A 20,553-nucleotide genomic window follows, 5' to 3' on the forward strand; every position below is an offset into this window, starting at 1 on the left:
ACCGCAACGCGCAAGTATTTACCGCCGACAACAGGAGTTGGGAGAGAAGGTCGATTAGGCCGTGCAGAGCGCGTTTGCGAGAGAGGGGTATGCGGGTATTTCTCCCGATGAAGTCTTCAGCGACTGCCTGTTGGAGACATCGAAGTTCGATGCATCCGATCTGCTGGGATCGGCGTTCCCTAATTATGCGCGCTCGAACCGGACCTTTATCCCGATTTTTCGCTATCTGCGTTCAGCGGCATTACATCGGAAGCAGAACTGGCAACTACGAAATTCGAGGGAGCCAAAAAGGTTGTTCAAAAGCTACGGGGTGCCGACTATACTCTCCCCTCATATGCTGGCCGATCTAAAAGCGCCTTTGCCGGGCTCTCAACCGCGCAGATTATCGAAAAATCGTCCTCACCCATCGAAGCCGTTTTGATGCTGGCCTTCCAGCCTGACGGGGAAATCGACACGCTTATTCTGCGCGATTTTCTCAGGGATAATGCAGCTTCGTGTGACCGTGAACCGAACAGCCTACCGTAAGGCCGTCTGCCGATATGATCGGCTGACCTTCGACTTCTGATCGGCGCTTTTCCGGGCCGATATAGATGGTTGTCTGTGGTTCACCGGCGGGTGTACGCTGCTCTTCACAACCTCCGACGGTTGTCACGGCGCCATCGGGGTCCGACCTTTGCTATCGTTGGTAGACCCATTTTCATTTAGGTAATTGAGAAGGCCATCTTTCAGCTTCGGCCGCGGCTGGAAGGCGACCAAGCCACGGTGCTCTTCGGGATCAAATCCCGCTTTCCGGATCGCTCCGAAGATGTGAGCCTCTACCCAGTCGGCGCCTTCCTTCAACAACTCAAGCGAATTGCGCCCCTCAAACTGCACTCCCTTCATTAGCAGCACAGGACGCGCACCGTCGTCGTCCATCATCAGGAGCGAGAGCCGGGCGGCGCGGAACGTGCCGTCCGGTTTCATCCAGGCCTCGTAGGCCTGCCACTGGTATTCGTGGATAACGTTGTCGCGCTCCTGTTTAAGAAACTTCCAGAAGATGGCATGCTCATCTTTTTGAGCCCTGATAGCTTTCCACTCGGCTGCTATCTCTTCCCTTATGCCCGGAGCCAAGCATGACTTCGCGTCCACCCTGAACAAATCGATTGCGGTCCTGAGAACGGCGCAGGTGCCGATCCAGGCACCCAGAGCGCCAGCCCGCAACCATCGGCAATGTCGATACCGCGCTCCCGCAGGGCAGCCGCAAGCCCGCTGCAGCGTTCACGATAGCGCTCGCGTGCCGTCGCGATCGTGTCCCAGGTCGATTGCTGCCCGAGAAGCCAGGCGGCCGCGCCTTGCAGGACGCGGCTGGTCCATCCGGAACTGAAGCTGCGATAGGACTGGATCTGCTCGATGATCGCAGAGGTGCTGGAAAGGACGGCCAGCCGCAGGTCGGGGCTGAGAGTCTTGGAATAGGAGACAATATGGATGGTCCGCTCGGGGAAACGGGACCCCAGCGAAATCGGCGCGGACGGCGAGAGGTCGGCTGTGCCGTCGTCCTCGACAATCAGCATATCCGCGCCCTCGAGAACGTCTCCGAGCGCCCTCAGGCGATCGATGCCGATAGAGCGGCCAGTGACGGAGTGGATACGCGGCTGAAACAGGAAGGCCGCGGGGCGATGCTGCATCGCCGCCTGCAGCGACGACGGCAGCGGCCCGTTCTCGTCGCAGAGAACCGGCACGATCATGACGCCGAGATCCTCGAGAATGTCCAGCAGGCGCATCCCGGTCGGATGTTCGATGGCCACTGCCGAGCCGGGCTGAACCAGCGCGTGCAGCAGCGTGTAAACCGCGTTATAGCCGCCGTTGGTGGCAAGGAATGCTTCAGCCTGATAAGGCCAGGTCCTTTCGGCGGCCTTCCGAAGTTCGGGCACGATCCTGCTGCGTTCGTAGCTGTTCATCCCGCTCGCCCTTGCCCCGTGAGCCATGGCTTCTGCCAGCGGCGGCAGCAGGGCCGCATCGGGCACGGCGAGCGTCAGGTCCAGAAAAGCCGCACCGTAATTGCCCGAGCTAGCGAGCCGTTCCGGCTTCGCAACGAACCTTTCGCCGCAAACCCAGGTGCCGTTTCTGCCCCTCCCGGTAATGATCTTCTGCCGACGCAACTCGCTCCAGGCTTCCGAAACCGTCGCCGGGCTGACGCCCAGTTCGTAGGCGATATCGCGGATGGCAGGCAGGCGCGTGCCCACCGGAAGGACACCGGCCCGAACCAAGGCACTGGTTTCCAAGGAAATTCCGCGCATGGTTCGATTGTTAATCTTTTTTGCAAGCCAGTCGGCCGCGACAATCTCGCCCATTTTGGAACCATCTTTAAATGTTCAGTAACATAATAACATTTGTGACATTAAAGATGAACATTTAGTTTCTGGCCGTTGACAGAATTATGAGCCCTGAAATGACGTTGAAACTTCGCATAGCTCTCCGCGACTGGGACTACATGACCCCGTTGGTCCTGGGAGATGTTTTCTCTCCTCGCCTCCACATCGAGGTAGATCGCGTCGGGACGCTCGTTTCCAACATCGCCAAGGACGAAGCCCATGATGCGGCTGAAATATCCTTCAGCCGCTACGCGCTGCTTCGTCACGACGGTGACGATAGCGTCGTCGGAATGCCGAACTTCATCATGCGCGGGTTTCGCCATCGCTGCATCATCACTACGAAGGAGAGCTCGATCCGCAAGCTCGCTGACCTCGCCGGCAGAAAGATCGGCGTGACCGGCTGGCGAGACTCCGGCAATATCTGGACGCGTGCGGCCTGCCGGCGCGAAGGCGTCGGCGTCGACGACGCCATGTGGTATGCGGGCCGCCTCACCGAGGCTCATCCCATCACGGATCGTCTCGACGGATTTGGCCGGCCCGGCCGGATCGAGGCCGCACCCGGCGAGCGGCCCATGATCGAGCTCCTGAAGGAAGGCGGTCTCGACGCCATCTTCACCCCATTCATGCCGAAGGGCTTCTTCGATCAGGATTCGCCTTTCCGCCAGGTCCTGGACGATTATCGTTCGTCGGAAGTCGCCTATTTCAACGAGGTTGGCTACGTGCCGGGCATGCACCTGATAGGCTTCAAGGCCGAACTCGTACAGGAACATCCCTGGGTCATGGGTGAGCTCAGCGCCCTGATCGACGAATCCCAGCGCATGTGGCTCGAAAAACGCGAAAAATACGCAGACACGACCCCGTGGATGATTGACGAACTGCGCCGCTGCGCCTCCGACTTGCCGCCAAGCTGGAATATCAGCGGGTTCACGGAAAACGAGAAGATGATTACCGACTTTGCGAGCGAGCTTTACGCACAGAAGCTCCTTCCTCGGAGGCTCACTCCCGCCGAGTTCTTTCCGTCGCATGCAAGAGGTTAATTGACGCCTTCGCCAGTTCCAACCATTCGATGACGCAAACCTTGCCAGACCAAAAAAGGGGAAATACCGCATGCATTCGAAACTGATTGGTTCCGCTTTCGTCGGCCTCATGCTGACAGGCCTCGCGCTCGCCGAGGAAGCCGCAATGCCGCAGCAGTCCGTGAACGAGGAGCTTCGCGCCCGTCTGCCGGAAAAAATTCGCGCCGAAGGCAAGATGATCTCCGTCAACAACGGCTCCTTCCCTCCCTACGAGATAGTGATGGGAACCGAGATGGATGGTGCCAGCGAAGACCTCACTGAGGCGCTCGGCCAGTTGCTTGGCATCGAGATCGAGCATGCGACCGTCGGCGGCCTTCCGGCGCTGCTGGCCGGCGTCAACTCCGGGCGCTACCAGTTTGCCTTCGGACCGGTCGGCGACTTCAAGAGCCGCGAGGAAGCCAACGACTTTGTCGACTGGGTGCAGGAATTCGTTGTCTTCGCCGTTCAGCGGGGCAACCCCAAGAGCATCGTCTCGCTCGAAACCTCCTGCGGCAACCGCATCGCCGTGATGGCCGGCGGTTCGGCCGAGCGCGTAATCCAAGCCCAGTCGGAAAAATGCAAGGTGGACGGCAAGGCGCCCGTCGGAATCCAGTCCTACACCGACCAGCCGAGCTCGATCCTGGCGGTCCGCTCCAAACGCGCCGACGCCTTCTTCTCCTCGCAGGCACCGCTCACCTATTTCGTATCCCAGGCCAATGGCCAGCTCGAGCTCACCGGCGTCGGCGAAAAGAACGGCTTCGACAATCTCTACCAGGGCGCCGTCGTACCGAAAGGTTCGGAACTCGGCCCTCTGTTACACGACGCGGTCAAGATCCTGATGGACAATGGCACCTACGAAGCGATCATGAAGAAGTGGGGCCTTGAGAACAACATGATCAAGCAGCCCGGCATCAATCTCGGAGGCCAGCTGCCGAAATGAACGAAACCGCCGTCGTGAAAGCGCAGCCTTCGGGCGGCGCGGACTTTCGGGATGTCGCGACCGCGCATACCCCGTTCCGAACCGGGCGGCTCGTCCTTTGGGTCATCCTCGCCCTCGTCGTCGCCAATTTTGCCTGGATCGTCGCGCATAACGAGAATTTCGGCTGGCCGGTCGTCGCCCGGTACTTCTTCGACCCCACCGTCATCAGCGGGCTCTATGTCAGCCTCGGCTTGACGGTGATTGCCATGATTCTCGGCATCGTCCTCGGCCTCGCCGTCGCCATCGCCCGGATGTCGAGCGACCGGCTGGCGAAGTCCTTCGCCTCGCTGTTCATCTGGTTCTTCCGCGGCACGCCGCTGCTCGTGCAGCTGATTTTCTGGTACAATATGTCGACGCTGTTTCCGCAGCTGTCGATCACCATTCCCTTTGGTCCCACGCTTGCGAGCTGGGACACGAACTCGGTGATCACGCCGATGGCCGCGGCAATCGTCGGCCTTGCGCTCAATGAAGCCGCCTATATGGCGGAAATTATCCGCGGCGGTCTTCTTTCCGTCGATCGCGGCCAGACCGAAACGGCGGAAGCCTTCGGTATGACCAAGGCCCGCGCGCTCTGGCGGATCATCATTCCGCAAGCCATGCGCTCAATCGTACCGCCCACCGGCAATCAGCTCATCAGCATGATCAAGGCGACCTCGCTCGTCAGCGTCATCGCCATGGCCGACCTGCTCTACTCGGTTCAGTCGATCTACAACCGGACCTTCGAAATCATTCCGATGCTTCTGGTGGCCGTGATCTGGTACCTGCTGATCACCTCGATCCTCAATGTCGGCCAGAGCTACGTGGAGGCCTATTACGGCCGCAGTGATCGCCGCAATGGAGAGGCCGCAAAACCCGCCGCAGCAACAGACGAGGCAAGCCATTGACCGCCGTCCATAACGCAAGACCTCTCGTGCAGGCCCGAAATGTCCATAAATCCTTCGATCAGCTCGAAGTGCTGAAGGGCATAGATCTCAACGTGATGCCGGGAGAGGTTGTGGCCATCCTCGGCCCCTCCGGTTCGGGCAAATCCACCTTGCTGCGCTGCATCAACCACCTTGAAGCCATCCACAAGGGCTATATCGAGGTGGACGGCGAACAGATCGGCTACAGGGTGCGCAACAATCGGCTGGAGAAGCTCTCCTCCAGTGGCATTGCCCGTCAGCGCCGCAAGATTGGCATGGTGTTCCAGCAGTTCAACCTCTATCCGCACATGACGGTGCTGCAGAACATTATCGAGGCGCCAGTCGGCGTGCATAAGGAGAACCGCAAGGATGCCATCGAGAACGCCAGGCGCCTCCTTGACCGGGTGGGGCTTTCGGAGAAGACCGATAGCTTTCCGCGCCAGCTCTCCGGCGGCCAGCAGCAGCGCGTCGCCATCGCCCGCGCACTAGCCATCAAGCCGAAGCTGATGCTGTTCGACGAGCCAACCTCCGCACTCGATCCAGAACTCGTCGGCGAGGTGCTGGCAACCATGCGCGATCTCGCCAGCGAGGGCCTGACGATGATTGTCGTCACGCACGAAATCAGCTTTGCCCGCGAGGCGGCCGACCGCGTGGTCTTCATGGATGGCGGCCACCTTATCGAGATGGGCAAGCCCGAGGACGTTATCGGCAATCCGCAACATCCACGTACACAGGCCTTCCTGTCCCGATTCCTCTAAAATTCCGAATCCTTCCCGACTTGGCGCGGCTCATTTGGCCGGCGCTCCCTTTCCATCTCTCCCGGACGGTCTCATGCTCAACGACAATCAATACGCCCGCGTTTCCGATTTCGAACCGATGGAGGCCGAGCTGAAGGCGACGCGCCAGCATCTGCACGCGCATCCGGAACTTTCTCTGGAAGAAGTCGAAACCGCGCGCTTCGTTGCCGAAATGCTTGAAGGCTGGGGTTACGAAGTGACGCGAAAGGTGGGTGGCCATGGTGTCATCGCACGTCTGACGAATGGCACGAGCAGGAAGAGCATCGGCATTCGCGCTGACATGGATGCGTTACCGATCATGGAAGATACCGGACTTCCCTATGCCAGCAAATCGCCCGGCAAGATGCATGCCTGCGGCCATGACGGACACACGACTGTGCTCCTGGGTGCTGCGGAGTATCTGGCCAAGACCCGCCGCTTCGACGGCACCGTGACGCTGATCTTCCAACCAGCCGAAGAAAACGGCAAGCCCAGCGGCGCGCAGAATATGATCGAGGACGGGCTCTTCGAACGTTTCCCGGTCGATGCGATCTTCGGCCTGCACAACCACCCGGGCGCGCCGGAAGGCTCGCTCCTGCTGCGCTCGGGCCCGATGATGGCCTCGTCCGACACGGTCAACATCACCATCAGAGGCAAGGGAGGCCATGCCTCACGCCCGCACCTGACGGTCGACCCTGTCGTCGTCGCCTGCAACCTCGTCGTTTCGCTACAGACGGTCGTCTCGCGCAATGTCGATCCGACCCAGACGGCCGTTGTAACCGTCGGCACGATCCACGCCGGTGAGGCGGTCAACGTCATTCCAGAATATGCGAAGCTCGCGCTCAGTGTGCGCTGCTTCGAGCCCAAGATCCGCGGCCTGCTCGAAGCGCGTATCATCAAGCTCGCCCGCTCGATCGCCGAGGGGCATGACGCCACCATCGAGATCGGCTACGAGCGCGGCTATCCGGTCGTGGTGAACTCCGAAGCTGAGACGGCCTTTGCCCGCACCGTAGCGGAAGAACTGATCGGTGTCGACAAGGTCTCGACTTGTCCCCTTATCCCAGGCAGCGAGGACTTTGCCTATTTCCTCGAACACAGGCCGGGAAGCTTTCTGCGCCTCGGCAACGGCATGAACTCGGCCACCCTGCACAGCCCGCAATACGATTTCGCCGATGGCAGCCTGACGGTCGGTGCGGCGCTGTGGGCGCGGCTCGCGGAGCGTTTTCTGCAGAGATGACGGCGGCACGCGCGGCACCGGTTCTGCCAGGGAGAGAAAGCCTCCACTTCGACCAATGAAACCTCGGTGCGGGGAACCATCTCGAGCGTGCTGATCGGCGCGTCCAAGATTGATTTTTGCTTTTTCGAACTCGCTACCAGTTTGCATGTGCATCGATCATTTTCGCTGCGCAGTGAATAACCCATGTAGAGCAAATAACGGCGTCGCTTGCACGTCACCTCCTTCAAACAGGTAGTCCGCTTGCCCACATCGGCTTCAACTGATGCAGCAGGCAATGTCGGCACTCCGCGGTCCGATGCCTTGGCTCGCCTTCCCTAGTGATCCACCGGTTTTGGCCGCAGCGCCGCCATACGGCGGTTACTCGGGTAAGGGGCCGACCGATCCGGTGTTTTGGAATAACCCAGCGCTTCGACGATCCGAGCGTCGCTGATACGCATCAGCTTAATCGCGGAGCGAACCGCCATCGTCGAAGTTGAAGCGCCAGCGAGCGCCGGTATGCTGGCCAATCGGAACGCTTGAGCGCCGCGAATGCCGCCCTGCATAAATCATGTGGCAATCCAGCTAGTGGCAGCATACGCACCGTAGAGCAGGCCGACTGTCACGCTGATTGCGAGCACGGACAGGCCGAGACCAACCGTTGCTGCCAGCCCGTCGCGCTCCAGCAAGGCCGTGGCGATGACGACCAGGGCGATGACCGGAAGGACGTTGCCGAAGGGGATCGGCAACGCGATGGCAATGGCGAGCAGAAGGACAGGGATGCCGAGAAGCTTCTGGGCTGCCGGGCCTGTGAGCCTTGGCAGCCGACCAGGACGGAGCAGTCTTTCGATCCATGAAATGCCAGGTGCGGTGTAGCGCACAACGAGCGCGATCGTCTCTGCTGACATTCGGCGGCGGGCGACGAAGCGGGGAAATTTCAGGTGCCGGGCTCCGCCAATGATCTGGAGCGAAACAATCGCCAGACAGGTTCCAAACAGCATGCCGAAGGGACCTGGGATCGGCGTCAGGGCAGGCAGAGCCAGAACAAGGATGGTAAAGGCGATGCTGGAGGTTCCAATCGTCTCCATCATTTCGGCGATGGAGAGGCTGCCCCTGCGGGCAGCCTCCTCGCTCAGTTGCTGCAGATGAGCTGAGGTGCTGCCACCACATTCTGGGCCCTTCGGCCCTTGGCTGCCTTCCATGCTTTTCATCGCCTTGGCCGGTTGTGTTGTCATGCAGCCACCTTTTCACTGCGCGTCTTGACGAGGCTCCAGATGACGCCGCTGATGATAATGCCAAAGGTAATGCCAAGCGACAGGGCTGCCGGGAACTTTTCGAGGCCCAGGAGATCGGCGACGAAGATTTTCGAACCGATGAAGATGAGGACCACGGCCAGTGCCGGCTTCAGGTAGCGGAAGCGATGAATCATTGCGGCAAGTGCGAAGTACAGCGCGCGCAGGCCGAGAATGGCGAAAATATTGGACGTATAGACCAGAAAAGGATCGGTGGTGATGGCAAAGATGGCGGGTACCGAGTCGACGGCGAAGATCACGTCGGCAACCTCGATCAGGACGAGCGCCATGAACAGGGGCGTGATGAACCAGACGAGCCTGCCGGTTTTGGGATCTGCCTGTCGGATGAAGAATTGTTCGCCGTGATGGGTCTCCGTCACGTTGAAACGGCGGCGCATGAAGCGCACCAGCGCATTGTTTGCGATGTCCGGCTCCGCTTCCTTCATAAACAGCATTTTCAGGCCCGTGATTACCAGGAAGGCGGCAAAGACGTAGAGCAGCCATGAAAATTCGGCGACCAGTGTCGCGCCGACGCCAATCATGATGGCGCGCAGGACGAGAACGCCGAGGATGCCCCAGAACAATACCCGGTGTTGGTAGAGGCGCGGGACGGCAAAGAAGGAGAAGATCAGCGCGATGACGAAGACATTGTCGAGCGCGAGGGTCTTTTCGACAACGAAGCCGGTCATGTAGGCAAGGCCAGCATCAGCGCCGAGATACCACCAGACCCAACCGCCGAAGGCGATACCGAGCGAGATATAAAGGGTGGAGAGTATTATGCTCTCGCCGACCTCGATCTCCTTGTTTTCCTTGTGTAGGACTCCAAGGTCAAAGGAGAGGACGACGATGACGAGAGCAAAAAAGCTGAGCCACATCCAGACAGGCTTGCCCAGCCAGTCGATGAACAGAAGCGATATATCCACGGGAGATGTCTCCACCGGCGTGCGTTGTCGGAAAACGGTCCGACATCACAAGCGCGCCGGGGCGCCTGCCAGAGGGGCCCGGACCAGCGGGTTGGCCTAGATTTGGGCGGGGAGAGGCTGGAGTACAAGGCCGGGCGGCAAGTTTTTTGCTGCTTGCGTCCAAGCGCGATGGCCTTTTCGAGGTCGTGTGCGATCATCACGACGGCGCGGTGTTCTTCCTGCCAAAGCCGCAGGACCGCGTTCTGCATGAGATGCCGCGAGTGGATGTCTAAGGCCGGGAACGATTCGTCGATCAGAATGACCTTCGGACCGGCAATGAGGGGTTGCGCCATCTGGGCAGGTTTACGCTGCCGCCGGCAGTTGATGCGAGCGTTGAAAGCGAGATTACAGTTCGCCTCAAAGATCGGTGGGCGCCCCATGAAGCTTCCCCTCGAAGCCGAATTTTTCGGATGCCGGATTTGCTGATCGTACAAGACCAATATTCGGCGGGTGCCAAATCTTTGAACGCGAACGATACGTTTTCTCGCGCCAGTTCTTTTGCATAGCAACGCCGACGTTTACTGCCTTGAGGAGCAAGCGGAGCGCGATCAGGGACGGTTCCTTTTTTCTCTCAATCTGCAATATGCATATATGCGCAGGTTATTGATTATTATATTAGAATTAACTGTGAGACCAGCAATTTCAAGCAACTAGTTGAATTCGAAAATAATAAAAACTCTAATGTTGATTGTCTGTGGAAGGTTAATCGATGTGGGGGAAACATTATGACGCTCAGAGACCTTAAAGAAGATAGACTATTATACATTGCAGACATTTTGCGGGAGTTGCATAAAATGGCCAAAAGAGACGATTTTGGGCTCGTACCATATATAATCTTGATGGCCGTCATAGAGGCTGAGCATACTTATTGCGACGACCTCGTTCGAGGTAATAGAAACCTCAGGATGGAGAGAAATGCGAACTGATATTAAGTTCTTTCAATGCATTTGATAGTGTGCCGCCTTTGCCGGCGGCGCACTTAATCCATCGCGTTCCTTTTGGAGTCGATGAAGATTACTGCCTCTTCATTTCGCGATCAGCCCAAACCATGTTCTCCGGGTCGTTCAACGCGGGGTCTCTGGGTTCAATGAAATCCAGGCCGAAGGTGTGTTTGAGCCCGAGCAGGCGAGGAAACCATTCCACGCCGTAGCGTCCTGTAAAGCCAAGGCCACCCATTTCTTGCAGTCAGAACGCATCAATGCGCGCTGACGCGGGCTGCGTCCGGTGCTGCCGACTGAATCTGGCAAGGGGAGGTATATGGATAGTCTATTGCTCCCACCAAAACTTGATCAGCAGGCAAAGCGTGAACAGGAGCATCGCGCCCGATATGATGGCTTCAACGGTGTAGAAGATGCTCATTGTCCTATTCCTCTCAAAAGTAGCAAACCGGGTTGCGTCCACCTGGGCGACTGTATGCGCTTCTACCCCCGCACAGTCGGCCGTTGCGCATAAGGTCGTATGGGCAATCGCAGGTACCGACATAAGGAGATCGTACGGCGTCACCGGACCGGCGAGATGCAGGCAGCCTGGCCGCCACAGGAGGTGCCGGCGATCGGGGCTTCGCTTTTGGCGCCGGCTTCGGTGGAGGGGTCTCTGAGACATAGAAACCGTAAACCCATCCCGTCCGGTTCCGATATGAGATGCTGAACCAATCCGACCGCTTATTCTGAACTAGGACGGTTTGTCCGGCATTGATGGTCTGAATGACCGCCGATGACGTATTGGGATCTGCGCGCATGTTGACGCGTCTGGTGGTGAAGACGTGCTTGCCGACAAGGGGTCTCGATCGACCATGGAAAACTGGTCCGCCAAACGCGGGGAAGTGGATTGTACGAACGCAAGCGGCTGCCGAGGCTGAGGGGAAGGTGGCTGGGCAATAACCGGCTCGACCGGCCGCGAATCCTTCTTAGGCTCGTCGGCGCCAAAAAGCTTGCCTATCAGGAACAGCGCCACAACGCCAAAGAACCAGGTCTTTGCCTTCGACAATTTTACAACCCCAGGCGCCCCATTGGCTCAAAGCAAAAAGATCAGTCTCATACGCTCCAGCCCGGCCAAGTTCCGTCGAACATCGGCTGGCCAGCGCACCGGTAGTCATAGACGAAGCGTCCGGTGGATCGGTCCCGGCACCGCCAGATTAGCTGATAGTTCTGGTTGTAGAATTGATCCCAAGCAACCCCGTAAGAGCCGTAGTTTGGGTGCCGGGGATAATATCCTCCGCCGTAGCCGTTGTGAACTGCGGCCCCTGCAGCGCCAGCAACAGTCGCCACTGCTATTCCAGCCGCGATGGAGTTGTCAGTTGCAATGAGCCGTTGACACTTTTCAACGGTCGCGCCGCGGCGAACGAGAAGGTTCGCGATTTTCAGCCGATTGTTGTGGTCGGCTTCCGTAGCGAGATCTCGACAAAGAGCGTTCGTGCTTTTGCCAGTGAGATCCTTGTTTGTGATAGCCGAATTCGTCGTGCAGCCGGATAAGGCCATGGCTGCACTTAGCAACAGCGCTGTCGATTTCATTGTTGTCCCCCATGCCCGTCACCATTATTGCAACAACCAGGGGGCGAGAGTCTACCTCAAAGAATGCCACCTTTGGCGGCAAAGATGGGAAAATGTCGGCGGGCGATAAGCAGCCCAGGCTGCCACAATCCTAAACACCTGGCGATGGATTTCCTTTGATACGATGTCTGCCCGGCAACCCGAACACTATCAAGCCTATGGGTGTGGCGGTTGGTGGTAATCTTGCCGGCGTGACCGATAATTGCCCGATGGTGCTATCGGAATAATCGAGATCAGCGGCAACGGACGCAAAGCTATGGCGCAGGATATGAGCGGCAACCGTCAGGTTGACGTCCCTGCGTCGCGGCATGCCGGGGCATGAGCCGCTCCAGGGGCGTGAACCCGTAGATCCGCTTGGTGTTTTTCGTTGACCGTGGTCAAGGCTAACAAATAAGAGAGCCTTCGATGAAGCTGTGCATACCCTCATATGTCGGGCTTTTCTTTAATTTCCCTCAAGCGGCGACTGGTATGATGAGAAAATGAGAATAAGCGTCATCACCAATTGGGCCTATGGCATCACCCTGGCTTTGACGGCTCTTTCAGGAGCTTCCTTCATCATGTCGTCCCGCAGCGCCGTCGAGGAACGATCGGCGGTGGCGGAGCATCTGGCACTCGATACGCTGGTGGAAGAGCTCGCTCTGGGAGCAGAGGTACGCGGCGACGACGCGCGGCTTTACGTGATGCGGGGCGGTGACCGTCACCTGCAAGCGTTTCATGCTGACGAGGAAACGGAGCGGCGCCTGGAGGCAGCCGCAGCCAAGCTCTCATCTCAGGGACTATCGTCTGGAGAAGCCAAAGCGCTGAGCGAAATTGGGAAGGATTCCGAGGAACTCGATAAGATCGAAGTAGCTGCCATCCAGGCCTTTCAAGGCGGAGACAAGAGCGCGGCGCAGGATTTGGTCTTCGGATCGGAACACGAAAGGCTCCAAAAAGCGCTTCTGGCCTCTGTCGCCCATTTTCGTGATCTGATTGCGGCGCGGACCACTTCTCAGCTTGAGGCGGCGCGATCCCGTAGCGACTGGTGGAGCCTCCTCGCAAAGATCATGCTGGGATTGACGGGGGCCCTGTTTCTGTCTGTGCTTTACTTCATCTTGCGGCGGCGGGTCGCGATGCCGCTCATGCGCATGACCGGGATCGTCGGCAGGCTGGCGAAGCAGGACTATTCGGTCGAAGTTCCCGTCGACCGCCGCCGTGATGAAATTGGCGAGATGAACGAGGCTATCCAGATCTTTCGCGCAAACGGTATCGAGCGTGATCGGCTCGATGCTGAAAGAAGGGCGGATCAGCACACAAAGGATCTCATCCTGCAGTTGATGCATCGTGTGCAGGCATGTCGGAGCCAGGAGGAGCTTGCAGGTGTTGTCGTGCGCTTTGGTCCTCAGATCTTTCCCGACATCGCTGGCAGCCTTTACATGCTTAATGAAAGCAAAACATCGCTGACGCGCGCCGGCCTGTGGCTGGAGCCTCGACACTCGGCAGCAGCCTTCCCTGCAACTTCGTGCTGGGGATTGCGCCGTGGCCGGCCCCATATGAGCCGGGAGAACGAACACGACGTGCCGTGCCAACATCTGGACGGCACAGCCGTAACGGCTCTATGCGTTCCGCTGACGGCCCAGGGCGAGATAATCGGGCTTCTCTATTTGGAGGAGCGCGGGGAGGAGGCCCTTGAGCTCGGTGGGTCAAGGCTTTATCTTGAGCTGATCGCGGAAAACCTTGGCTTGGCTATTGCAAATCTTCAAATGCAGGAAAAGTTGACCGCGCTTGCCAACCGCGATCCGCTTACGGGTCTCTTCAACCGCCGTTACCTGGATGAAACGCTGCAACAGCGGGCTCAGGGTCATCCCAGCGAGCCGCTCGCGTGTCTGATGATCGACATCGACCATTTCAAGCGCTTTAACGATGAGTTCGGCCATGACGCAGGAGACATGGTCATGCAGTATGTCGGGCAGATTCTTCGTGAAACAGTGGGGCCGGTCGGCAATCCCTACCGTTTCGGTGGAGAGGAGTTCACTGCGCTGCTGCCGGGCCTTGGCGAACAAGAAGGCGTCGAACTGGCTGAGACATTACGCCAGAAGATCAGCAGCGCTGCACTCTCCCATGCCGGTCGCCTCCTGGGTACAGTTTCAGTATCAGTTGGTGTCGCCGCGTCTCCGGAGGGAGGCTCGGTGGATACGCTCGTTACGCGCGCCGATGCTGCGCTGCTGAAAGCCAAATCGGAAGGTCGCGATTGTACGATTGTTGCGAGCAGGATCAGGAGACCCGTGGCTTGAATTGAAGTCCGGACCTAAGTAGGCCGGTAACCGACAAGTTCATGAAAGTCATGCGCCGATTTATCTGCACAACACATTTCAGGATGCGGTCGATGCGTTTGAAGACTGGATTGCAGGCGCTGATGAACCTGCAGTCGATGTGAATGGCAAGATTACACGCACCAGCGGTGTCTTCCGACGCCTGTGGAGTTGCACGGATCCGATTCCGATGCGTGCGCTCGATTTCTCTGAGCCAAGCCGAGCTGTAGACCACACAGACTGGTGGATAGCCGGGATGTCGCCCATCGTCAGGGTGGAAGCCGGCAACCATCCGGCTGCACACGTCCACCGCCAGGTGAGCCATGTGCGGCCGGTTGGCATGCTCGTCTCTTCGTGTAGTCGTCTTGACGATCTTAAACTCGCCCCGACCCGATCGCTGATTATTTAACTCCACCCCACGCGACCGGATAATTGGGCATATCCTGGCAACCGCACATCGCGTAGTGCAGCGGCGGCATCTTGTCGTTGATGTACGTGTCCAGCGTCTCCTGGGTGATAGCCGGCTGCGGCAGCACCCACTCGGGGCCAGGAACTGCTTCACCCTTGAGGATCCTTACCGCCGCGATGATCGGCGTACGCCATTGATAGGTCGGATAGGTCGGGGCAATCGCCTTCATGTCGAGCGCGCGCCACTTTTGCAGGAAGTCCTGCTGGTCCTCCCCGACGAAGACAGGGATATCGTGGCCGCCATCCTCGAAAGCTTCGACGGCGGCAACCGCCGTCGCGCCGGCATCCATCCAGACGGCGTCAATGCTGCCGCGCTGGAGATAATCTTCCACGATCGATTTGGTCTTGGCATTGTCGCCGTCGGTGAATTCGGCGCCAACAATGTTCAGTCCGGCGTTATCGAGGATGCGGCGGCCTGCCGAATAGCGGGTTTCAAGCACATCGACGCCAGGCAGGATGCGCAGCATCAGCACGTTTGCGCCTGGCTTGACATTGTCGGCGATGAACTGGGCCCCCTGTATGCCGAAGCCGTAGCCGCCGACGGGATGGATGAAGGTAACGGGGCAGTCGGTCTGCACGCCGCGGTCGAAGACGATGACGGGCAGCTTTTTGCAGGCAGCCTCGACAGCGGGTGTCAGTGCGGCCGTGGTGTTGGGCGACACGATCAGGATGTCGCAATTGCCGCTTGCCAAAAGGTCGGCGATGTCGGCGATCTGCTTGTCGTCGGAGCCTTCCGCGTCAACATGAACGAACTTGCCGATTTCCGGATGCAGGGCAACCTCTTGCGTCATGTTGGTGAAGCCTACCACCCGCCAGGGATTGTTAACGCCCGCATTGGAGAAGCAGACGGTGTGAGGGCCTTCCTTGGCGTACTTCGCCGTGTCGGCCATCTTGTCCACCAGATACTGCACCCACGGCTTTCCTTCCGGCCCATTCGGCGCCATTGAGAGTTGCTCAAGCTGGCGCGCATACTCCTCCGGATCATTGAAATTTTGCGCAATCGTAGCACTCGACGCGGCGAGCACCATGCTCGCTGCAAGCGCATGTGACAGGAATTTCTTCATCGTGTTTCCTCCCTTTCGATGATGATTGTGGGCTATTGCCCGGTTCGTTTGCGGCGGTACATGGCAAGGGCCACCGCCACGATGAGGATGAGCCCCTGAACGACCTGCCGGACGGGTTGCGGCAGGCTCAAGAAATTCAGAAGCGTGAAAATGGCGGTCAATGTAAGCGCGCCTGCAATGGCGGCCGGCACGGAGCCGCGCCCGCCCAGAAGCTGCGCGCCGCCGAGCACGGCCGCTGTGATCGCCTGCAGCTCGTAGCCCGTGCCGACATCGGTCGAGACACCGGCGAAACCGCCGAGCAGAATGCCTGTGACGACCGCGCTGAGCGAGGAAACGACGAAGGCGATGATGCGCACCCGGTTGACGGGCACACCCGCAAGCTGCGCCGCACGGGGGTTGTCGCCGATGGCGTGGATCATTCGACCCAGATTGGTACGGTGCATCAGCCAGTTGAGCACGAAGCCCACCGTGATGAGCACGATCAAAGCCACAGGGAGCATTCGGATCAGCGGCACGTCCATGATGTTGACGCGGCCGAAATAACGAAAGCTGTCGGGCAGGTATCCGCGCGGAGCTCCTCCCGACCACATGAAGGCAAAGCCGTTGAGCGTGATCATCATGCCGAGCGTGGCAATCAGCGACGGCACCTTGAGGTAGCAGACCACCAGCCCGTTGATCAGACCGACGGCCAAGCCGATGCCGAACATGACCGGGATCACCCACCATGTCGCGTTCGGATCATTGTTCAACAGCATCGACGACCCGACCACCACGAGCGTGATGAGGGAGCCTACGGACAGGTCGAAGCCGCCCGAAACGATTACATAGAGCTGGCCCGCGGCAAGAATGGCGAGAGGCGCGGCCCGCTTCAGGAAGTTCATGTAGCCGGCAGGCTCCGCGAAGGCCGGGTTGTTCAAGATGATCGCCACGATCAGGGCCGCCAGGATGAAATAGACAGGATTGACCTGCGGCAGGCGGCGCGTGTGTGCGGCTTTCGGCGTGGTGGAGAGGATCTGGTCGCTCATCCGACGATCCTCCTTGAGCGGGCTGCATATAAAGCGACGGCGGCAACAATGATGGCGCCGCGAAGCACCTGCTTTACGAAGGCATCCACGCCGAGCACGTTGAAGATCGAGTCGATCAGCGAGAAGATCATCACGCCCGCCACAGTGCCCCAGATGCCGCCTCGTCCACCTGCCAGGACGGTGCCGCCGATCACCACGACGGCAATCGATTCCAGATCGTAAACGCCGTTTGCGCCGATCCACGGAGCGCCGGAGCGCAGCCGGCTGGCGAGATAGAGCCCTGCCAGTGTCGCGCAGAGCGAGCAGATGACATGGGTGATGACGATCACCTTCCGCGTCGAGATGCCGGCAAAATGCGCGGCATCCTGATTGCCCCCGACGGCATAGATGTTTGACCCGAAGCGGGTGAACCGCAGGACGAGGAAGGCGGCAATTGCCAGCGCGAAAAAGAACAGGATGGCGAAGGGAATGCCTGCCAAATTGCCATAGGCGAAGAACTGGAACTCGGGCGGCACCGACCCGGCGAAATTGGAAACGAAGGCCGATAGACAGCCCTGGATCACAAGGCTCACGCCAAGCGTGGCGATCAGCGGGTTCACATCGAGACGGGTGATGATCAGCCCGTTGACAAGCCCGACCGTCACACCGAGCGCGAGCGCGGCAGCAACCGCGGGCACGATCATGGTCGGGGCGCCATTCATGATAACGGAGGCCAGAACGGCGGTCGCCGAAATCAGGCTCGCCACCGAGAGGTCGATCGAGGCGACGAGGATCACGAAGGTCTGACCGATCGCCGTGATCCCAAGTGCAATGGAACGACCGACGACCGCGAGCAGATTGCTCCAGTTGAGATATTGCGTCTGGCCGGTCATCACGCAAGCGGCGACATAGATCGCCACGGCAGCCATTAGCAGAAGCGCGGGCGCCCACCGGTCGAAGTGAAATCTGGGCCGGGTGGCCGGCACCTGTCCCACCGTGGCATCACTCATGCCGCGGCCTCCTTCTCGCCGGTGGCATCGAGCATGATGGCGGTTTCGCTGGCGCCCCGGCCGTGTTCCGCAACGATCGCACCCTCCCGCATGACGAGAATGCGATCAGCCGCGCCGATCACCTCCGGCAGGTCCGACGAGATCATGATGATGCCCGCGCCCGCCCGCGCCAGATCGCGCATCAGATGGTAGATCCGGGCCTTGGCATTTACGTCAATGCCGCGTGTGGGCTCGACGAAGATGAGCACTCTGGGTTCGAGTGAGAGCCATCGGGCAAGAATGGCCTTCTGCTGATTGCCGCCGGAAAGCAGACGGATCTCCTGCTCGTAAGAGGCGGCCTTGACCTCCATGCGGTCCAATAGTGCGTCCATCCGGCCAAGATCGGCGAACCTGTTGCGCTTGTGGCTCGCGGCCAGGGATCCAAGGGCGCGCGACGTGAGCATGCCATTGTCGCGCACAGACTGCATCAAGGCCAGCCCCTCACCCTTGCGGTCGCCCGGCAAGAGCCCGATGCCGGCCCGGATGGCCTGGCGCGGATGCATGAAACGCACGCTTTCGCCGGCCAGCGTCATGGCGCCGGTCTCAAAGGGCAGTGCGCCGAAGATCGCCATTCCAAGCGCCACCCGCCCGGCACCCTGGATCCCGGCGAAGCCCAGGATCTCGCCGGCCCTGAGTTCGAAATTGATGTCGCGCAGCGCAGCGTTGCCGCCGCCGCGGACGGCCAGAATCGTCGCGCCTAGCTCGTCCGGCTGGGCGAAGGGTGCATAGAAATCGGCGATGTCGCGACCCACCATCGCGCGCACGATCGCAGCCGGTTGCGGCACGGTCTCGAAACGCGCGGCTATTTCGCCATCCTTGAGCACGGTCACCCGGTTCGCCAGGCGCGTAACTTCCCGCATGCGGTGGGTTATGTAGATGACGGCGGTTCCATGGGCGCGCAGGGCATCGACGGTCTCGAACAATTTGCGGCATTCGGCTTCGTTGAGCGCGGCTGTCGGCTCATCCATCACCAGCACTTTGGCATTCAATGCGATGGCCTTCGCGATCTCGACCATCTGCTGCGAAGCCACGTCGAGATCGACAACCAGCGCATCCGGATCGATGCGTTTGCCCGCGCCGAACATGTCGAGGACGCGGCGTGTTTCCGCGCGCATGGCCGCCTGGCGGAGCATGCCGTTGCGGGCCAGTTCACGGCCGAGGAAGATGTTCTGCGCGACCGTGCGCTCCGGCAGGAGCGAGAATTCCTGATAGATGACCGAAATGCCGGCATGAAGCGCATCGACGGGGTGGCGAAAGCGGGCAGCGCTTCCATCCACTACAATCTCGCCGTCGTCAGGCTGGTAGACGCCGGACAGAACTTTGATCAATGTGGACTTGCCCGCACCGTTTTCGCCGACAAGCGCGTGAACCTCTCCCGCATGGCAAACAAGGCTTACGTCATTGAGCGCCGCAACGCCGGGAAAGCGTTTGCCGATACCGCGCATTTCAATGGCCGGGGTACTGATCATGCGGCAGCGTCCCACCGGGTGCGTATGAAGTCTATCGATTCCGCAAAAAGGGTGTCGTAATCGGGGAAGAGCGGGCGCCAGACGCGCGTTGCCGCCGCCAGTTCCGGGAGGCCGCCGCCGAAGGCCTCCACGGTCACCCAGCCGTCGAAGCCGGTCTTGCGGATGGCGCGAAAGATCTCGGGGAAATCGATATGCCCACGGCCCGGGATGCCGCGATCATTCTCGGAAACATGAAGCACGCCGATGTGGCCGGCGATCGTCGCGATCGCGGCGGGCTGCTTCTGCTCCTCGATATTCGCGTGAAACGTATCGTACATGATGCTGAAGGCGTCGTGGTCCACCGCCGCGACGTAGGCCTTGGCCTGCGCCATCGTGTTCAGGAAATGCGTCTCAAAGCGGTTGAGATGCTCCAGGCTGAGATAGATGCCGTTTGCCTTCGCCGTTTCGGCCATGCGGTTGTGTGCCTCGGCGCCATAGCGGATCTCGTCAACACTGGGGCCTGTTCCGGTGAAGCACCCGATCGGGGCATGGAACGGTCCGCCTACGCACTCCGATCCAAGCGCGAGGGAACACTCCATGATCCAGTCGAGATACTGACGCCCGCGCCGGCGCACGTCCGGGTCGCCGCTGAGCGGGTTTGCATCGGGAGAAGGAACGATTGAGGTCGATGTACGGCGCAGGCCGAGCGCGTCGAGCTCTTTCGCCAGCCGGGCATAATGCGCGGGATCCCCTTTGAGGACGGGCACTTCAACGCCGTCATACCCAAGCTCCTTGAGGCGCCTGATCTGCGGCAGATGCGCCTCGGTGATGAACCCCGCCAGGCACAACAGATTGATACCGACCTGCATTCTCCTCCCCCCGGGCTTTGTGCCCCTTGTTCAAAACCGGTGTTCGAATTTCACTTTGAACGTCCGGCCATGTTTTTCTCGTGCTCCTCAGCTGCGACCCCCGTGAGCTTCATCGCTTGCAAAATCATCCTGTCCTTCCCGGATGAGCAGATCGAATACATTGACTTTTCGCATCCATCCACATCAACTTCAAACCCGATGCCGATAAGGACAGCATTGCCCAACTGTGCGTGGCGCGCGTTCAAAATCGGCAAGTGGTAAAAATCGAACATCGGGAGGAGGTG

Annotated in this window: 18 protein-coding genes and 2 pseudogenes; 7 read left to right on the top strand and 13 right to left on the bottom strand. The window is 59.5% G+C overall.

Annotated elements, in window-relative coordinates; translation table 11 throughout:
• Positions 1-648: 648 nt before the first annotated feature.
• Both DUT91_RS17600 and DUT91_RS17605 read right to left on the bottom strand, forming a co-directional pair.
• Positions 649-1,110 carry a hypothetical protein gene (locus tag DUT91_RS17600; protein ID WP_114441802.1) on the bottom strand — a complete coding sequence of 154 codons (462 nt, stop codon included), beginning with the start codon at positions 1,108-1,110 and terminating at the stop codon, positions 649-651.
• A complete protein-coding gene (locus DUT91_RS17605; protein ID WP_114441803.1) occupies positions 1,095-2,330 on the bottom strand; it encodes an aminotransferase-like domain-containing protein in 1,236 nt (411 codons plus the stop codon). The genes DUT91_RS17600 and DUT91_RS17605 overlap by 16 nt, the downstream gene beginning before the upstream one ends.
• A 98-nt stretch (positions 2,331-2,428) precedes the next feature.
• Here DUT91_RS17605 and DUT91_RS17610 point away from each other — a divergent pair, with 98 nt between their 5' ends.
• The 5 genes from DUT91_RS17610 (at position 2,429) to DUT91_RS17630 (ending at position 7,300) form a co-directional block, all read left to right on the top strand.
• Positions 2,429-3,388, top strand: a complete 960-nt coding sequence (locus DUT91_RS17610; protein WP_114441804.1) for a substrate-binding domain-containing protein — start codon at positions 2,429-2,431, stop codon at positions 3,386-3,388.
• 70 nt (positions 3,389-3,458) lie between these two features.
• Entirely contained in the window at positions 3,459-4,346 is an 888-nt protein-coding gene (locus tag DUT91_RS17615; RefSeq protein WP_114441805.1) for an ABC transporter substrate-binding protein, read from the top strand.
• Complete coding sequence (locus DUT91_RS17620) at positions 4,343-5,269, top strand: amino acid ABC transporter permease (RefSeq protein WP_114441806.1); 927 nt, start codon at positions 4,343-4,345, stop codon at positions 5,267-5,269. The genes DUT91_RS17615 and DUT91_RS17620 overlap by 4 nt, the downstream gene beginning before the upstream one ends.
• The gene (locus tag DUT91_RS17625) at positions 5,266-6,045 is read left to right on the top strand and encodes an amino acid ABC transporter ATP-binding protein (RefSeq protein ID WP_114441807.1); all 780 of its coding nucleotides are present in this window, start codon (positions 5,266-5,268) and stop codon (positions 6,043-6,045) included. Before DUT91_RS17620 ends, DUT91_RS17625 begins: the two co-directional genes overlap by 4 nt.
• Before the next feature lie 73 nt (positions 6,046-6,118).
• Positions 6,119-7,300: a M20 aminoacylase family protein gene (locus DUT91_RS17630; RefSeq protein ID WP_114441808.1), complete on the top strand. Its 1,182-nt coding sequence runs from the start codon at positions 6,119-6,121 to the stop codon at positions 7,298-7,300.
• A 545-nt stretch (positions 7,301-7,845) separates the two neighbouring features.
• Here the strand turns inward: DUT91_RS17630 and DUT91_RS17635 are convergent.
• The 5 genes and pseudogenes from DUT91_RS17635 to DUT91_RS17665 all read right to left on the bottom strand — a co-directional run bounded on the left by DUT91_RS17635 (position 7,846) and on the right by DUT91_RS17665 (position 12,040).
• A complete protein-coding gene (locus DUT91_RS17635; RefSeq protein ID WP_245419779.1) occupies positions 7,846-8,511 on the bottom strand; it encodes an exopolysaccharide biosynthesis protein in 666 nt (221 codons plus the stop codon).
• A complete protein-coding gene (locus tag DUT91_RS17640) occupies positions 8,508-9,491 on the bottom strand; it encodes a TerC family protein (protein ID WP_114441809.1) in 984 nt (327 codons plus the stop codon). The genes DUT91_RS17635 and DUT91_RS17640 overlap by 4 nt, the downstream gene beginning before the upstream one ends.
• A gap of 158 nt (positions 9,492-9,649) precedes the next feature.
• A pseudogene (locus tag DUT91_RS26690) lies at positions 9,650-9,841 on the bottom strand (ABC transporter ATP-binding protein); the annotation flags it as partial.
• Between the two features lie 1,061 nt (positions 9,842-10,902).
• Complete coding sequence (locus DUT91_RS26695; RefSeq protein ID WP_114441812.1) at positions 10,903-11,268, bottom strand: SH3 domain-containing protein; 366 nt, start codon at positions 11,266-11,268, stop codon at positions 10,903-10,905.
• A gap of 295 nt (positions 11,269-11,563) precedes the next feature.
• The gene (locus DUT91_RS17665; protein WP_147272205.1) at positions 11,564-12,040 is read right to left on the bottom strand and encodes a hypothetical protein; all 477 of its coding nucleotides are present in this window, start codon (positions 12,038-12,040) and stop codon (positions 11,564-11,566) included.
• Positions 12,041-12,558: 518 nt separating this feature from the next.
• Here DUT91_RS17665 and DUT91_RS17670 point away from each other — a divergent pair.
• Both DUT91_RS17670 and DUT91_RS27680 read left to right on the top strand, forming a co-directional pair.
• Positions 12,559-14,349, top strand: coding sequence for a diguanylate cyclase (locus DUT91_RS17670; RefSeq protein WP_114441814.1), 1,791 nt, complete (start codon positions 12,559-12,561; stop codon positions 14,347-14,349).
• A 46-nt stretch (positions 14,350-14,395) separates the two neighbouring features.
• Positions 14,396-14,776: pseudogene (locus DUT91_RS27680) on the top strand (BRA0787 family protein); the annotation flags it as partial.
• Here the strand turns inward: DUT91_RS27680 and DUT91_RS17675 are convergent.
• From DUT91_RS17675 to DUT91_RS17700, 6 genes are read right to left on the bottom strand one after another with little or no spacing between them, the layout of a single operon-like run.
• Entirely contained in the window at positions 14,769-15,899 is a 1,131-nt protein-coding gene (locus DUT91_RS17675; protein WP_114441815.1) for a substrate-binding domain-containing protein, read from the bottom strand. The pseudogene DUT91_RS27680 and the gene DUT91_RS17675 sit on opposite strands and share 8 nt — an antisense overlap.
• 32 nt (positions 15,900-15,931) lie before the next feature.
• On the bottom strand, positions 15,932-16,924 hold the full coding sequence (locus DUT91_RS17680; protein WP_114441816.1) for an ABC transporter permease: 993 nt from the start codon (positions 16,922-16,924) through the stop codon (positions 15,932-15,934).
• On the bottom strand, positions 16,921-17,913 hold the full coding sequence (locus DUT91_RS17685) for an ABC transporter permease (RefSeq protein WP_114441817.1): 993 nt from the start codon (positions 17,911-17,913) through the stop codon (positions 16,921-16,923). Before DUT91_RS17685 ends, DUT91_RS17680 begins: the two co-directional genes overlap by 4 nt.
• On the bottom strand, positions 17,910-19,421 hold the full coding sequence (locus DUT91_RS17690; protein ID WP_200835004.1) for a sugar ABC transporter ATP-binding protein: 1,512 nt from the start codon (positions 19,419-19,421) through the stop codon (positions 17,910-17,912). The genes DUT91_RS17685 and DUT91_RS17690 overlap by 4 nt, the downstream gene beginning before the upstream one ends.
• Positions 19,418-20,269: a sugar phosphate isomerase/epimerase family protein gene (locus DUT91_RS17695; protein ID WP_114441818.1), complete on the bottom strand. Its 852-nt coding sequence runs from the start codon at positions 20,267-20,269 to the stop codon at positions 19,418-19,420. The genes DUT91_RS17690 and DUT91_RS17695 overlap by 4 nt, the downstream gene beginning before the upstream one ends.
• 50 nt (positions 20,270-20,319) lie before the next feature.
• Positions 20,320-20,541: a hypothetical protein gene (locus tag DUT91_RS17700; RefSeq protein WP_114441819.1), complete on the bottom strand. Its 222-nt coding sequence runs from the start codon at positions 20,539-20,541 to the stop codon at positions 20,320-20,322.
• Positions 20,542-20,553 lie beyond the last annotated feature (12 nt).

It is taken from the genome of Paramesorhizobium salinisoli (assembly GCF_003335045.1).
Classification (GTDB): Bacteria; Pseudomonadota; Alphaproteobacteria; order Rhizobiales; family Rhizobiaceae; genus Paramesorhizobium; species Paramesorhizobium salinisoli.

Excerpts from the sequence above, each read along its gene's own strand:
- DUT91_RS17610 (WP_114441804.1), top strand. The coding sequence starts at position 2,429 with ATGACGTTGAAACTTCGCATAGCTCTCCGCGACTGGGACTACATGACC.
- DUT91_RS17615 (WP_114441805.1), top strand. The coding sequence starts at position 3,459 with ATGCATTCGAAACTGATTGGTTCCGCTTTCGTCGGCCTCATGCTGACA.
- DUT91_RS17605 (WP_114441803.1), bottom strand. The coding sequence starts at position 2,330 with ATGGGCGAGATTGTCGCGGCCGACTGGCTTGCAAAAAAGATTAACAAT.
- DUT91_RS17665 (WP_147272205.1), bottom strand. The coding sequence starts at position 12,040 with ATGAAATCGACAGCGCTGTTGCTAAGTGCAGCCATGGCCTTATCCGGC.
- DUT91_RS26695 (WP_114441812.1), bottom strand. The coding sequence starts at position 11,268 with ATGCGCGCAGATCCCAATACGTCATCGGCGGTCATTCAGACCATCAAT.
- DUT91_RS17675 (WP_114441815.1), bottom strand. The coding sequence starts at position 15,899 with ATGAAGAAATTCCTGTCACATGCGCTTGCAGCGAGCATGGTGCTCGCC.
- DUT91_RS17630 (WP_114441808.1), top strand. The coding sequence starts at position 6,119 with ATGCTCAACGACAATCAATACGCCCGCGTTTCCGATTTCGAACCGATG.
- DUT91_RS17680 (WP_114441816.1), bottom strand. The coding sequence starts at position 16,924 with ATGAGCGACCAGATCCTCTCCACCACGCCGAAAGCCGCACACACGCGC.
- DUT91_RS17635 (WP_245419779.1), bottom strand. The coding sequence starts at position 8,511 with ATGACAACACAACCGGCCAAGGCGATGAAAAGCATGGAAGGCAGCCAA.
- DUT91_RS17670 (WP_114441814.1), top strand. The coding sequence starts at position 12,559 with ATGAGAATAAGCGTCATCACCAATTGGGCCTATGGCATCACCCTGGCT.
- DUT91_RS17695 (WP_114441818.1), bottom strand. The coding sequence starts at position 20,269 with ATGCAGGTCGGTATCAATCTGTTGTGCCTGGCGGGGTTCATCACCGAG.
- DUT91_RS17690 (WP_200835004.1), bottom strand. The coding sequence starts at position 19,421 with ATGATCAGTACCCCGGCCATTGAAATGCGCGGTATCGGCAAACGCTTT.
- DUT91_RS17685 (WP_114441817.1), bottom strand. The coding sequence starts at position 17,913 with ATGAGTGATGCCACGGTGGGACAGGTGCCGGCCACCCGGCCCAGATTT.
- DUT91_RS17620 (WP_114441806.1), top strand. The coding sequence starts at position 4,343 with ATGAACGAAACCGCCGTCGTGAAAGCGCAGCCTTCGGGCGGCGCGGAC.
- DUT91_RS17700 (WP_114441819.1), bottom strand. The coding sequence starts at position 20,541 with ATGTTCGATTTTTACCACTTGCCGATTTTGAACGCGCGCCACGCACAG.